General features: G+C 61.1%; 12 protein-coding genes. 8 read left to right on the forward strand and 4 right to left on the reverse strand.

The window, feature by feature from the left end; translation table 11 throughout:
* The first annotated feature begins 126 nt into the window (after positions 1-126).
* From H597_RS0101175 to H597_RS0101190, 3 genes are all read left to right on the forward strand, one after another.
* Positions 127-2,343: a S9 family peptidase gene (locus H597_RS0101175; protein WP_028100510.1), complete on the forward strand. Its 2,217-nt coding sequence runs from the start codon at positions 127-129 to the stop codon at positions 2,341-2,343.
* Positions 2,344-2,449: 106 nt separating this feature from the next.
* Positions 2,450-2,893, forward strand: coding sequence for a hypothetical protein (locus tag H597_RS0101180; protein WP_028100511.1), 444 nt, complete (start codon positions 2,450-2,452; stop codon positions 2,891-2,893).
* A gap of 242 nt (positions 2,894-3,135) precedes the next feature.
* The gene (locus tag H597_RS0101190; protein ID WP_028100512.1) at positions 3,136-3,798 is read left to right on the forward strand and encodes a glutathione S-transferase family protein; all 663 of its coding nucleotides are present in this window, start codon (positions 3,136-3,138) and stop codon (positions 3,796-3,798) included.
* Positions 3,799-3,932: 134 nt separating this feature from the next.
* Here H597_RS0101190 and H597_RS0101195 read toward each other — a convergent pair whose 3' ends face one another.
* The 3 genes from H597_RS0101195 to H597_RS0101205 form a co-directional block, all read right to left on the reverse strand.
* A complete protein-coding gene (locus H597_RS0101195) occupies positions 3,933-4,139 on the reverse strand; it encodes a CsbD family protein (RefSeq protein WP_028100513.1) in 207 nt (68 codons plus the stop codon).
* Between the two features lie 80 nt (positions 4,140-4,219).
* On the reverse strand, positions 4,220-4,834 hold the full coding sequence (locus H597_RS0101200; protein ID WP_028100514.1) for a class I SAM-dependent methyltransferase: 615 nt from the start codon (positions 4,832-4,834) through the stop codon (positions 4,220-4,222).
* Between the two features lie 9 nt (positions 4,835-4,843).
* Complete coding sequence (locus tag H597_RS0101205; RefSeq protein WP_051293439.1) at positions 4,844-6,895, reverse strand: M13 family metallopeptidase; 2,052 nt, start codon at positions 6,893-6,895, stop codon at positions 4,844-4,846.
* A gap of 232 nt (positions 6,896-7,127) precedes the next feature.
* Between H597_RS0101205 and H597_RS0101210 the strand changes: the two genes are divergently transcribed.
* The 4 genes from H597_RS0101210 (at position 7,128) to H597_RS0101225 (ending at position 10,655) form a co-directional block, all read left to right on the forward strand.
* The gene (locus tag H597_RS0101210) at positions 7,128-7,943 is read left to right on the forward strand and encodes an HDOD domain-containing protein (RefSeq protein WP_028100516.1); all 816 of its coding nucleotides are present in this window, start codon (positions 7,128-7,130) and stop codon (positions 7,941-7,943) included.
* A 216-nt stretch (positions 7,944-8,159) separates the two neighbouring features.
* Complete coding sequence (locus H597_RS0101215) at positions 8,160-9,086, forward strand: thioredoxin domain-containing protein (RefSeq protein ID WP_028100517.1); 927 nt, start codon at positions 8,160-8,162, stop codon at positions 9,084-9,086.
* A 36-nt stretch (positions 9,087-9,122) separates the two neighbouring features.
* The gene (locus H597_RS0101220) at positions 9,123-10,205 is read left to right on the forward strand and encodes a hypothetical protein (protein WP_028100518.1); all 1,083 of its coding nucleotides are present in this window, start codon (positions 9,123-9,125) and stop codon (positions 10,203-10,205) included.
* Positions 10,206-10,388: 183 nt separating this feature from the next.
* Positions 10,389-10,655, forward strand: coding sequence for a flagellar protein FliT (locus H597_RS0101225; RefSeq protein ID WP_028100519.1), 267 nt, complete (start codon positions 10,389-10,391; stop codon positions 10,653-10,655).
* A gap of 409 nt (positions 10,656-11,064) precedes the next feature.
* On the opposite strand, the gene H597_RS0101230 is transcribed toward H597_RS0101225, so the two are convergent.
* Entirely contained in the window at positions 11,065-12,243 is a 1,179-nt protein-coding gene (locus tag H597_RS0101230; RefSeq protein WP_154667898.1) for a type IV pilus assembly protein FimV, read from the reverse strand.
* Positions 12,244-12,369: 126 nt separating this feature from the next.
* On the opposite strand from H597_RS0101230, the gene fumC reads away from it, so the two are divergent.
* On the forward strand, positions 12,370-13,767 hold the full coding sequence (gene fumC, locus H597_RS0101235; protein ID WP_028100521.1) for a class II fumarate hydratase: 1,398 nt from the start codon (positions 12,370-12,372) through the stop codon (positions 13,765-13,767).
* Positions 13,768-13,812: the final 45 nt, after the last annotated feature.

Below are 13,812 nucleotides of genomic sequence, written 5' to 3' on the forward strand. Positions count from 1 at the left end.
TGAGCCGCCAGTATGCGCCGTTTCGAACCGAAGGAAAATCGGCGAATTACCGCCTATTCCGAATAACTAGGGGAGCCGCTTCTGGTATTGTCTTGCGGTTCATTAATAAATCATACGGGACATACAATGCGCTTGATCCTCACCCTGGTCGCCCTGCTGGCGGCTGGTACCGCTTCCGCCGAACGCCTGACATTGGAACGCCTGCACGCCGACCCGGCCCTCTCCGGCCCCGGTGTGCGCGCCCTCAAAGTTTCGCCCGATGGCGCCCGCGTCACCTTCCTGCGCGCCCGCCCGGACGACCAGTACCAGATGGATCTGTGGGAATACAATATGAAGGACAAGACCACGCGCCGCCTGGTCGATTCCAAAGTGCTGGTCCCTGTTGAAAACCTGTCCGACGCTGAAAAGGCGCTGCGCGAGCGTGCCCGCACCGCAGCGCTGAAGGGCATCATTTCCTATAGCTGGTCGCCGGATGGCAAGCAGTTGCTGGTGCCGCTGGCCGGCAACCTGTATCTGGTCGACCTGTCCAAGCCCGACAACGCGCGCCTGGTGGCGGCCGGCAGCGTGATCGATCCGAAGATTTCGCCGAAGGGCAAATATGTTTCCTTCGTCCGCGACCAGAACCTGTTCGTCATCGACCTGGCCACCGGCAAGGAACGCCAGCTGACCACCGACGGCAAGGGCACCGTACATAACGGCGAAGCCGAATTCGTGGCGCAGGAAGAAATGGGCCAGTTCACCGGCTACTACTGGGCGCCGGACGATTCGGCCATCGCCTTCCGCTGGTACGACGAAGCGCAGGTGCCGGTGGCGCGCCGCTTCGAAATCTATGCCGACCGCACCGATGTGGTGGAACAGCGCTACCCAGCCGCTGGCGACAAGAACGCCGTCGTCGCCCTGAAGATCGTGTCGCCGGCCGGCGGCGAGATCCGCGACATCGACCTCGGTGCCAACAAGGACATCTACCTGGTGCGCGCCGACTGGAGCAAGGATGCCAAGTCGCTGTTCTTCCAGCGCCAGTCGCGCGACCAGAAAACATTGGAACTGATCGGCGTCGATGCCGCCACCCTGGCCCAGCGTCCGGTGCTGACCGAAACATCGAACACCTGGACCACCATCAGCGACGACCTGCGCTTCCTGGAAAGCGGCAAGGGCTTCATCTGGTCGTCCGAGCGCACCGGCCGCAACCACCTCTACCTCTACGGCATGGACGGCAAGCTGAAACACGCCATCTCCAAGGGCGAGTGGGGCTTCGACAATGTGCTGGCGGTCGACGAGAAGACCGGCAAGGTCTATGTATCCGCCAACAAGGACGCGGCTTACGACAAGCAGGTGTATGAGCTGAAGCTGGACGGCTCCACCGCTGACAAGCCAAAACGCATCACCCAGGCCGACGGCTGGCACGACGCCGCCTTCTCCAAGCATGGCGAAGTGTTCGTGGACACCTGGTCCGATCCTGCCAATCCACCGCAGGTGGCGATCCGCCGCCCGGACGGTACGCTGGTCAGTTGGCTGGATGAAAACAAGGTCAACGAGTCGCACCCTTACTTCAAATACAAGCCGGACCTGCTGCCGGTCGAATTCGGCAATATGAAGGCGAAGGATGGCCAGACCCTCTACTACTCGATGATCAAGCCGTACAAGTTCGACGCGTCCAAGAAGTACCCGGTCTACCTGTCCACCTACGGCGGCCCGCACTCGCAGCACGTGACGCGCCGCTGGGACGGCGGGCAGTTCGACCAGTACATGGCGCAGCAAGGCTACGTGGTCTTCCGCCTGGATAACCGCGGCTCGTCGCGCCGCGAACGCGCCTTCACCGACGCCATCTACCGCAACCTGGGCAAGGTGGAAGTGGAAGACCAGCTGACCGGCATCGACTGGCTGGGCCAGCAGCCGTTCGTGGACGCCAAGCGCATCGGCGTGTACGGCTGGAGCTACGGCGGCTTCATGACCCTGCGCCTGCTGTCGCAAGGTTCGGACAAGATCGCCGCCGGCGTGTCCGGCGCGCCGGTGACCGACTGGGGCCTGTACGACACCCACTACACCGAGCAGTTCATGGACCGTCCGAGCGACAATGTGGAAGGCTACAAGCAATCGAATGTGTTCTACCACGTCGACGGCCTGAAGTCGAAACTGCTGCTGATCCACGGCATGGCGGACGACAACGTCCTGTTCACCAACACCACCAAGATGATCGATGCGCTGGTGAATCGCGGTGTGCAGTTTGAGCTGATGACCTACCCGGGCGCCAAGCACGGCGTGTCGAACCGCCTGGCCAAGCGCCACGTGCAAACCTACATCGACGCCTTCTTCCGCAAGAACCTGAAGCCGGAAACCGAATAAGGCCGGGCCAGGCGCCCCGCCCTCTCAGCCCGCCCGCGCAAGCCGGCGGGCTTTTTCTTTGCCGCACCTCAAACCATGGCTCTCCCGACCGGATTAGGCTTGAGAAATGGGCTGGTTCGCGATTAACATCTTATTGCCTGTTTTCGGCCCGCTGGCACTTCTATTCATCGCCGGCAAAATCTGCACGCCTGCCACCCCGATTGCATCACGAATTCGAATTCTCAACACTATCAAAGATGGCCAACTTAGCTGGGTCGCAGTGGCGCTTTCCGCCAATTCTTCTTTTGAGCTTTTTGTACAGTGGCAATCCAACATTCCGCCAGCTTGGGCTGGCCCCATCCTGTTCTTCAATGTCCTGAATCTGGTTCTCTCAGGACTGCTCGCCGTATTGGGCGCTCTATTCCCGGTTCTTGAACCCAAGGTCGAACTAGATTCCATGGCCGCCTGGCTTCTTCATTACCGCTTGCTGTGTGTTTCGGCATTCACATTCGCAATTGCTGCCGCATTGCTATGTATCGTACATTTTGCACTTGAGCTTGCTTGCAAATAGCCGCCTAACGGTCAAACTATTGGAATCGAGTGAAAGGACTCACAATGAATCACAAAATCACTGCGTTTCTAAAGGACGAGCAAAGGGCGTCTCGAATTATCCTTAACTGGATTGCAGGATTGAGCTTCACCTGCCTGATTGGGTCGCTTGCCGCACTGATGCTGATGAAGTAAGCCGCCTGTCGATTTATCGGGAGCCCATTCGTCGTCATGGTACGCTCAAATACCAACGACGGAGGCAACATGTCCCTGCAACTGTTCTACCATCCCCTCTCCTCCTACTCCATGAAGGCGCTGATTGCGCTGTATGAGAATGGCACGCCGTTCGAATACCGCATGCTGTCGCCGGACCATGGCGACAACTACCAGCAGTTTGCAGAAATGTGGCCGATCCAGAAGTTCCCTATCCTGCTGGACGGCGAGCGTATGATTGTCGAGGCCAGCATCGTCATTGAACATCTGGCGCTCCACTATCCCGGCCCGGCAAGACTGCTGCCGTCCGATCCCAAGGCGGCGCTGGAAGTGCGCATGATGGACCGCTTCTTCGACAACCATATCGCCACGCCGCAGCAGAAACTGGTGGCCGATGTCCTGCGGCCGGACGGCGAGCGCGATCCATACGGTGTTGCCGAGGCACGGCGCAAGCTCGATACGGCATATGCGTGGCTGGACAAAGTGATGGCAACCCGTACTTGGGCGGCGGGAGCGGAATTCAGCATGGCCGATTGTGCCGCGGCGCCCTTCCTGCTGTATGCCCACTGGTCGCACCCGATCGCGGCAAAGCATGGGAATGTGATGACCTACCTGCGCCGGCTGCGCGAGCGGCCATCGTTTGCCCGTTGCTGGCAAGAGGCCAAGCCGTACCGTCATATGTTCCCGCTCGGCATACCGGCGGGCGAGGAATAGTCGCGCAAGCCAATCCCGGGGTCAGGCCCTGGCCCCGCTGACTCTAGGTGGAGCCAGTCACTGTCAACCTGAATTGGAAATGGCAAAAGAAATGGCCGGCGTGCAAGCTGCAAGCACCGGCCATTGCGGAAGCGTTATTGACGGTTACCGCGGTCGATCAGTTCGTCCGTTGCGTCATCGATGGCTTCGCGCAGGTCGCCGCGCTGTTTCTGCAGCTTGCCTTCCACTTGGTTGGCAACACCCTTCACCTGCTGTTTCGAGCTGCCCACCAGTTCGCCGGCTTCCTGCTGGATCTTGCCGCCGATTTCCTTCGCCTTACCCTTCACTTGGTCCTTGTTCATAATGCGCTCCTCGTTAAAAAAGTGCGACGAGCAAATAATACGAACAGGCAGCCGGGCCTACTGTTCGCGAGCTAACATAATTAACGCTTACGCCAGACAGAAGCCAGCCATGGCTGCTGTTCGCGCGGCAATCCTGCGGGGCGGTAATAGTGCGTGATGGATTCAAAGCCGGCCGCGCTCACGACAGCGGACCAGGTATCGAAATCGTAGTAACAGCCGTAGCGTGGGCCGTTCCAGCCTTCTTCGTTATGTCCACGCGGATTGGAACTGAATAGCACGCCGCGCGGTTTCAGGGTCGCATGCAGGTGCGCCAGCACATCCGGCAAGGCGGCCCTGGGGACGTGGAACAGGGAGGCGTTGGCGAAAACGCCGTCGAATGCAGACTCCGGCAGCGAGAGCGCCACGAAGTCCTGCTGCCACACGGTGCAGCCGCTCCAGCGCTGCGCCATTTCGACGAAATGGGCGGAGCCGTCCAGGCCAACCGGCGCATGCCCAAGGGATTTGAAAGTGCGCAGGTCGCGGCCAGGGCCGCAACCGAGGTCGAGAATGCGGAACGGCGCTGTCCCTTCGATCGCATCGAGCAGCGCCGCGATGTTCTGGCTTACGTCGTGGTCGCGCGTGCCCTCCAGGAAAGCTTGCGCATTGCGTTCGTAATGTTCCAGCGTGCGGCGGGTGATCTGCTCGATGTCGTCCATCCTCCTACTTTACCAGACGCGCACGCGCTGTTCCGGAGCCAGGTACAGCTTCTGGCCCGGCTTCACGTCGTAGGCTTGGTACCAGGCGTCCAGGTTGCGCACGGTGTAGGTCCGCCACTTGGCCGGCGAGTGGCCGTCCGTCATGACCTGGTTGCGCAGGGCCGCGTCGCGCGACTTGTTGGCCCAGCTGGCGGCGTAGCCGTTGAAGAAGTCGCGGTCCTGCGCGGCGCTGGCTTTGCCGCCCAGGGACACGTGGTAGGCATCCAGCGCTGCCGCCAGTCCGGCCAGGTCGGCCAGGTTTTCGCTCAGGGTCAAGGTGCCGTTCAGCTTCAGGTCCGGGAAGGCTTCATAGGAATCGTACTGCGCCACCAGCTTGGCCGCGGCCTGCTTGAAGTGCTCGCCGTCTTCCTTGGTCCACCAGTCGCGCAGGCGGCCCTTGGCGTCGAACTGCGCGCCCTGGTCGTCGAAGCTGTGGCTGATCTCGTGGCCGATGACAGCGCCGATCGCGCCGTAGTTCAGCGCATCGCTGGCCTTCATGTCGAAGAACGGCGGCTGCAGAATCGCGGCCGGGAAGTTCAGCGCATTTTGCATCGGCATGTTCACCGCATTCACCACATGCGGAGGCATGCACCACTCGGTCGCGTCGACCTTCTTGCCCAGCTTGGCCAGCTGCTGCTTGTAGTGGAACTGCTCGGCGCGCAGGGCGTTGCCCATGGCGTCGTCAGGTTTGATTTCCAGGCCTTCGTACGAAGTCCATTTGTCCGGATAGCCCACGCCAACGTACAGGGTGCGCAGCTTTTCCTGGGCCTCCTTCTTGGTGGCAGGCGCCATCCAGTCCAGCGCATCGACACGCTTGCGGAAGGAGTCGACGATATTCGCCACCATGGTCTGCAGGCGGGCCTTGGCTTCGGCCGGGAAGTAACGCTCGACATACAGCTTGCCGGCGGCATCCGGCAGCGCGCCGTTGACGGCGCCCAGGCCGCGCTTCCAGCGTGGCGACAACTGCGGCGTGCCGTTCAGGGTGCGGCCGTAGAATTCAAAGCGCTGATCGACGAAGGCTTTCGGCAGATAGCCGCCGAAGTGGTTCACGGTGTGGAAGGCCAGGAAGTCTTTCCATGCCTGCAGCGGCATATCGTTCACCAGGGCTGCGCTGCCGGTAATGGCGGTCGGGTGGTAGACGATGAACTTGTTCTGTTTGCCCAGGCCCGCCGTGCGGAAGAAGGCGCGCCAGTCCACGCCGGGCGCCTTGGCGGCGAAGTCGCGCAGGGTCCAGGTGTTGTTGGCCTTCTGGATGTCCGCCGAGTCTTCGCGGGAGGCGTGGGCTTGCGCCAGCTTGCGCTCCAGCTCGAAGACGCGGGCGGCGCGGGTTTCCGGTTCGCTGTAGCCGGCCAGCTTTAGCATGGCCGCAATGTGGGCCTGGTAGGCGGTGCGCAGCTGCTGCATGCGCTGGTTGTCGTCCAGGTAAAAGGCGCGGTCCGGCATGCCCAGGCCGCCTTGCAGGATGTACGGCGTGTAATGGTTAGGGTCCGTCAGGCCTTGCGCGATCCAGATACCGAATAGATTCTCGGTGTAGAAATTGGTGGAGTTCAGCGGGTCCACGTCGGCGCGCACCGAAGCGGCCAGGGCGCGCACCAGGCCGGCCTTGTCCTTGATGGCATCGACTTTTTCCAGTTCCGGCTTGAGCGACTTCAGGCCGTGCGCCTCGATTCCGGCTTCGTCCATGAAGCTGCGGTAGAAATCGGTCACGCGGCGGGTGTCGCCAACCGGCGCCTTGGCGGCGGTTTCTTCGATCAGCTTGACGATGCGCTCATTGGTCGCATCGCCCAGGGCCGAACCGGCGCCCCAGCTGCCTTTGTCGGCAGGAATCTGGGTCTTGGCCAGCCATTCGGCGTTCACATGGCCAAAGAAATCGTCGCCCGGCAACGGGGCGGCGGCCTGCGTTTGCGCGGCTGGTGCCGGCTCTGCCTGTTGGGCAATGGCCGGGGCCAGGCCCAGTGTGGCTCCACAGAAGGCCAGGGTAAGGGCCAACTTGAGCGGCGTCACGCGAATCGATGCTTGCATTTTTTGTATCCCTATGAAGTCGTTTTAAATGGCGGAATCAGCCACGCTGAACTCTAACGGCAACCGGCCGGTGACACCGCCCAAATGCGACAGACTGCAAATTCCGGGGACCAGCTGCAGAAAACGGGGAATGCTGTGCAGCTGTGCCAACGAATGTCAAAAACTTGCTGCACTCCCCTTCGGAATCGCTATATAGTTCACCTACAGCAATGCCTATCAAAAGGAGACTTTCATGAAGCTCGAAGCCCTATTCCAGAACCCAACGGCGTTGCCAACCGCGCCCAAGGTGGTTGACGAATTGATCAGCAGCTTCGACAAGGCCAGCGTCTCCACCGAAGAAATCGCAAAGAAACTGTCGGCCGACCCGGTACTGAGCGCCAAGCTGCTGCGCCTGGCAAACTCCGCCTATTACCATGTCTCGCGCTCCATCGGCACCGTGGAAGATGCCGTGCTGATGCTGGGCTTTGTCACCGTGCGCACCCTGGTGATCAGCTCCGGCCTGGTGAGCGGTTTCAAAACCGTGCCGGGCCTGGACTTGCGCCAATTCTGGCGCTACAGCCTGCGCACCGCCGTGGGCGCCAAGTTCATCGCCAAGGCCTGCAAACAGAATACCGACCTCGCCTTCACCATCGGCATGATGCATGCGATCGGCCAGCTGGTGATCCACGCCGGCATGCCGGAACAGGCGCTGGCGCTCGATAAGGTGGCGGGTCCGCTGGATGCGCGCCGTCTGGATACCGAAATGGCCTCCCTCGGCTACACCTACGCCGATGTGGGCGCCGAACTGGCCCGCCGCTGGAAATTCCCGCAGACCTTCCCCGACACGATTTCCGCCATCCCCGATCCGGGCGAGAACGAACTGGCCGCGGTGATCCACTTGGCCGCCTGGCGCGCCCGTGTCGACGAAAACAAGCTGACGCCGGAAGAGATTGCAGTCTGCTACCCGACCGCCGTGGCGGAGAGCCTTGGCTTGGAAGAGAATGCGCTGATCGACCAGATGCCGTCGCTCGATGAGCTGAGTGCCGGCCTGGACGAACTGATCAACTAAACCGCCTCGCTTGACTCTGGCCGTTGCTGCCCTTGGGATGGGGGCGCAACGGCAATTTTTTTGTAGAAGCACCTGCGAATCCCGCTGTCCCCGCACATTTACGACCAAAAGTGACAATTGTTGAAAAACAATCGTTATATTTTTGATAGAATTTTTCACACTACCCACGCTGCGCCATGCGCGGTTCTATCAAATCCTACTGGTCGAAGGACAGTCATGTTATTTACCCCCTCCCGGCGCGCGCGAATCGCGGCGCTGGCGCTCGCCCTGGGTGCTTGCGCCCTTCCCGCCCACGCCGACCTGAGCAGCGTACGCAGTGTGCTTGCCGAGCGCCTGAAGGCCAAGAACATGCCGTTTTCGCCCTCCTCCGTGCAGGAAACGCTGATTACCGGGCTGTATCGCATGGACACCGGGCCCGGCCAGGCCGTGCTGTTCGTCAATGATGCCGTCACCCTGATGCTGATTACGGACAACGTCACCGTCACCGAATGGAGCCAGCCCGTGCGCGACCCGCAGCCGATCAGCCAGGAAGAAAAGACCGAGCTGCTCAAGGAAATGATGCGGAATATCCGCTTCGACAAGCTGATCAAGATTGACCAGGGCAATGCCAAGAACAAGCTGCTGCTGGTGTCCGCCTACGATTGCCCGTACTGCATCAAATTCGAGCGCATGCTCAACACCGCCGGCAGCAAGGTCGACGCCAGTGTCTACGTCCTGCCCAGCACGCTGAATCCCAAGGAAAATGCGCGCGCATCGACGGTCCGCAATATCTGGTGCGCCCGCGATAACGCCAATATCTGGCGCAAGACGCTGGTCAACGGCAGCGGCGGCTACTTCAACCTGCCAGGCAGCAGCTGCGACCTGGGCGTGCAGCAAAGTGCCGACCTGCAATTGCTGATGCGCACACTGTACGGACGGGACGGCTACCCAAGCATGATCTTCGCCAACGGTGTCAAGACCACGCCAGGCCAGGACTGGGCGACGTTCGAACAGCAAATGCGGCAAACCTCGGACAGCGATTTCTGGGGCGAACCGAATCCGCAGAAATACGCGCAGTTCCGCGCCGAAGCCGCAGCTGCCAGCAGCACCGTAGTCAATCCGCTCAATTCACTGTTCAAGCGCTTCGGCATCAAGAACAAGTAATCAAGACATTCCTCACCAAAAAGGAAAGGTTTTCCCATGGCTGTCCCGTTCCCAGTTTCCCGCACCATTTTAGGCAGCGCCGTTGCTGCTGTCCTGCTGCTGTCCGCCTGCGGCAAAAAAGAAGCGCCGCCGGTTGCGCCCGCGCCCGTCGCCGCCAAGGGGCCGATTGATCTTCTCGGCCCGCAAGTGGGGCCGGAGATTCCGCCGCTGGCTGCCCAGCACAGCCAATTCAAATGCCTGATCGACCCGGTCAATTACCAGCTCGACCTGGGTAATATGGGACGCAACGCCGTGGTCAGCCTTCCCAAGATCGGCGCGCAGCAGATTGCCGCCGATGCCCTGCTGCTCGATGCCGCATCGGCCGAAGACGCCAGCCAGCGCATCATGCTGGCCAAGCCAGAATACAAACGCGTCCCGCCGAAATGCGAAGCCTATGCCTTATCGACACGGGACGCCAAGCTGGATCAGAACACCGCCCTGACCGAATACAAAACGGTCAACGGCGGCACCGAGCTGGCCTACCTGTATTACGCCGTCTCGAAGGCCAAACCGGCCTATGAAGTGGTAGCCCAGCAGCTCTTCCCGGAATACGGCGCCGAAGCCGACACCTTCAAACGCCAGGATTTGCTGAAGACGATTGCCCCCGCCATTGACGGCAATATCAAGAGCGCCGAAGGCAAGCGCCTCGTGATGTTCGAGTTTGAAGGCAAGCTCAAGCACTACGATGCGGCCAAAAAGCAATTCCCGGTCGAACTGGAGCGCTTCAACATTGCGCCAAGTACCTATGTCAGCTGGCGTAAGGACCGCGACAACGCGCCCGATACCGGCAGCTATCACCTGACCTTCGACATGGGCGGCCGCAAGGACCTGAACTACGAAATTCCGGACGAATCGGCTGCACGCGCGCTGGAAGGCGAATTATCGCAACTGGCGGCGGCGGCCAGGTCCGCTTATGCCCCGGTTGCCATCCGCGCCTACGGCCAGGCGGTCAAGGCCGCAGAAGACGGCGGCAACAAGGTGGTCATGGTGCGGCTGGTGCAAATCGACGTGATGGACCGCGACACCTTGCGCCAGGAAGGACGCCAGTTCAAACCGCTTTTCAGTCTGAACCTGCGCTGATTGCCTTACTGCCAGCTGGCGCTGCAAGCGTGGCGCCGGCGGGCCGGCAGAATGATTAACAAGATAACAACGAGTTCTTTTTTGAGTTTCCCAACTTTTTTTCAAAAAGACCCTAAAGTTCCTTCCGAGCCAGACGTTAATCCTGACATGCGGAATTCCGCACCCAGAATTGAAGGCTCAAACATGTCCTCGACCCAAGTCCTCGCTACGTACGAAAAAATTGCCGGTTTGACCAGCCAGATGGTGGGCGCCGCGCAATCCGGCGACTGGGATTCGCTTGACCGCATGGAGAACCAGTGCGCATCGGCTTCGGTGGCGCTGATGGGTGGTACAGCGCCGCTGCAGGGCGATGCCCGCCAACGCAAGATCGAGCTGCTGAAGCAAATCATGGCCAACGATCGCGCCATCCGCGACGTGACGGATTCCTGGCAAACCTGCCTGCACGGCTGACAACTGCTGCGGAACCGATCCCAAGCGCCTCCGGGCGCTTTTTTATTTTGTCCCCCTGGGGTCAGGAAGAAAAGTGGACATTTTTATCCAACCGGAAATGTCCACTTTTCTTCCTGACCCCAGGAGGGACTTTTATTGCTGGAATGAAAAAGGCGCCCGCTAGGGGCGCCTTGGAATTCGGAGGGGCGAGCGCCAGGTATCTCCTGGCGTCGCCTCAGCGCCGGTTGCACCCGGCGTTCATATCGCCTCAGTCGGCTATGAACTGCTTCCAGAAGGGGTCGTTTCTTCAACGTCACTCTGCGGTTCGCGTCACACTATCGGTGGTGACTGCGGCAGAACCCGTTCTGTGTGAGCCCAGTATAACGCAGGTAAAAAATTCTTGTCCAGTCTCGAATGACAATGATAGTTACTACTGTGCAGCAACCTTCTCCGGCTCTTCCTGGGCTACCTCAACCGGTTCCGCCACCCCTTTCTTGCGGAAGGATTGCCAGATTTTTAGCGGGCCTTTGATCTGCCGTTTGCGCATGAAATAGATAGTGCCGCCAAGTGCTGCCAGCCCGGCCAGCGCACCGCCGATAATCGCGAACAGGCTGGTCCGTGACTTGCCTGCCAGCTCTGCTGCTACACCCGGCTTGACGGGAGTCGCCCCTGGCTTGACGGGTGCTGAACCTGGCTTGACGGGCGGCGCCTCCGCCTTGACCGGAACGGGTTCGGCTGCCGGCACGGCGGCCTGCACAACTGGCGCTGCCAGCGTCTTTTCAAGGTGCTGTACCTTGCCTTCAATATCCGTCAGCTTGTTGGCCATGGCCTGGCATTGCTGGAGCTGCGCTTCAACCTGCTTCTCGGGAGCGCAGGATGGCGCGGGTGCGCTGCTGGCTGCCGCGGCCGCAGGCTTGCTCGCGACGGGCCGGTGCGCCACAGGGGCTGGTATTGCGGCTGCTGGCGCGGCAGCAGGAATGGATGGCGCAGTGGCGGGGGCTGGCGTGCCTTGCGCAGCGGCTTGCGCCTTGGCCATGGCGACTTCCCTGCGATAGGCGAACGCCCGCTGCGCGGCCTCGCTCTGCGCAGCCTCCTTGCTCAGAGCGGGGGATGGGCTGGCAGCGTGCGGCAAGGGCGAAACGGCAAGCGAAGGAGGCGTCGGCACCGCTGCCGGCGTTGCTTGCGCCGCGGCCGCCTTCTGCCCCGGCGGCTCGGGCGTCAGCCAAAGCGAGGCGGCGCGGATGATCTGGCGTCCACCGCTATTCAGTTCGAGGAAGATGTGCAAGGCATCCGCATTGACCGCTTGAAGCGTGGTCAGGTGCAGGAAGCGCTTATTGTCGCGCTTGGCGACGGTGATGTGCAGGTCGCCCAGCACGGGCACTACCTCCAGGCCGGCGCCTTTGAAGACGTCGGGGTTCGCCAGCCGGGCCTGGATCTCGGCGAGGTCGGCCGGGGTCAAGTCCACCAGCTCGATATCGGCCGATAGTTGCTGGCCGATGTGGGAATTGACTTTCACCTCTCCCAGTTCAGCCGCCCAAAGCTGCCCGCACATGGCGGCGGCCAGCAACGGCAGAATCAGGGTGCGGATAGTCATTCGTTGGCTTGGCATGGAGAACCGCTTTGTTTCCTCAATGTCTTCGTTAACGGCAGGAAAACACAATTTTGTAGCCCCGGCAGAGCGAACGCTAAAGCATTACAATTCAGACATCACTTTTCACCACACGGAGTCCATCACATGAACAGCAGAACCGAGCGCGATAGTTTCGGCCCGATTGAAGTTCCCGCCGGCCAGTTGTGGGGCGCCCAGACCCAGCGTTCGCTCGAACACTTCCGCATTTCCAGTGAACGCATGCCGGCCGAATTGGTCGCCGCCCTCGCCAGCGTGAAGCGTGCGGCCGCCAAAGTCAATGTCGACCTGGGTGTGCTGGATGGCGCGAAAGCCCAGGCCATCATGCAGGCTGCCGACGAGGTCCTGGAGGGCAAACACGCGGGCGAGTTCCCGCTGGCAGTTTGGCAGACCGGATCGGGCACGCAGTCCAATATGAATATGAACGAAGTGCTGGCCAACCGCGCCTCCGAGCTGATGGGCGGCGAGCGCGGCGACGGCCGCAAGCTGCATCCGAATGATGACGTCAACAAAGGCCAGTCTTCGAACGATATCTTCCCGACCGCGATGCACGTGGCGGCGGCGCAGGCCGTGGCAAACAATGTGCTGCCTGCCTTGCGCCAGTTGCGCGCTACGCTGCAGGCCAAGGCGCGGGCGTTTGACGGCATCGTCAAGATCGGCCGCACTCACCTGCAGGATGCCACGCCGTTGACCCTGGGCCAGGAGTTCTCCGGCTACGTGGCGCAGCTCGATTATGCTGAAAAGGCCATCGAAGCCACCCTGCCCGCCGTGCTGGAGCTGGCCGCCGGCGGCACCGCTGTCGGTACGGGCCTGAATTCGCATCCAGAATATGCCACCCGCATCGCGGCCGAACTGGCAGCCCGGCTGGCATTGCCGTTCCGGACCGCCGACAATAAATTCGCCGCGCTGGCCGGACATGATGCCCTGGTATCGGCCCACGGCGCTTTGAAGACGCTGGCCACGGCCTTGATGAAGCTGGCCAATGACGTGCGCTGGATGGCGTCCGGCCCGCGCTCCGGCCTGGGCGAAATCAGCATCCCCGAGAATGAACCGGGCAGCTCGATCATGCCGGGCAAGGTGAATCCTACCCAGAGCGAAGCGCTGACCATGCTGTGCTGCCAGGTGTTCGGCAACGATGTGGCGATTACCGTGGGCGGCTCGTCCGGCAATTTCGAGCTGAACGTGTTCAAGCCGCTGATCGCCCATAACTTCCTGCAAAGCGCGCGCCTGCTGGCCGACGGCATGCGCAGTTTCGACGAACATTGCGCCCATGGCATCGAGCCCAATCTCGCCCGCATCGAAGAATTGATGGAACGCTCGCTGATGCTGGTGACCGCCCTGGCCCCCCATATCGGTTATGATCGCGCCGCGCAAATTGCGAAACAGGCGCAGCATGAGGGCACAACGTTGAAGGAAGCGGCCTTGGCCCTTGGTTTTGTGAACGAAAGCCAGTTCAACGAGTGGATTGTTCCATTAGAGATGACCAAGCCGGGCGGCAAGGGTTAATGCTTGATGGGAATACAACACTCAGCGCCTGCCCAACAGAAAGAG

It is taken from the genome of Pseudoduganella violaceinigra DSM 15887 (assembly GCF_000425385.1).
GTDB classification, from domain to species: Bacteria; Pseudomonadota; Gammaproteobacteria; order Burkholderiales; family Burkholderiaceae_D; genus Rugamonas; species Rugamonas violaceinigra.